Consider the following 264-nt stretch of genomic DNA (forward strand, 5'->3'; position numbering starts at 1 on the left):
GGCTAGAGCTATCAGGTCAAAGAATTACCGCATCAGATAAACGTCTTAAACATATCAACGCAAGATTGAATGATGGTTTTACCGTTGAGCAGATAACAGAGGCAATGACGTTTGTAGCGACCGATGACTGGCATATCAGTGAAGGACATAACACGATAGAGATTGCCATACGTTCTACTGAACAGATTGAGGCTAAGTTGATTAAAGCCGCCGCCGTCAAAGTCAAGCAAAGCAAACCAGCCAACAGTAAACGCACCACAAGCG

The 264-nt window shown here is 44.3% G+C and carries 1 protein-coding gene; it reads left to right on the top strand.

Annotated features, from left to right (window positions below; translation table 11 throughout):
* On the top strand, nucleotides 1-264 hold a 264-nt coding region (locus AAEY78_RS13515; protein ID WP_352339840.1), incomplete at both ends, for a hypothetical protein.

This window comes from Psychrobacter sp. 16-MNA-CIBAN-0192 (genome assembly GCF_040309565.1).
GTDB lineage: Bacteria > Pseudomonadota > Gammaproteobacteria > Pseudomonadales > Moraxellaceae > Psychrobacter.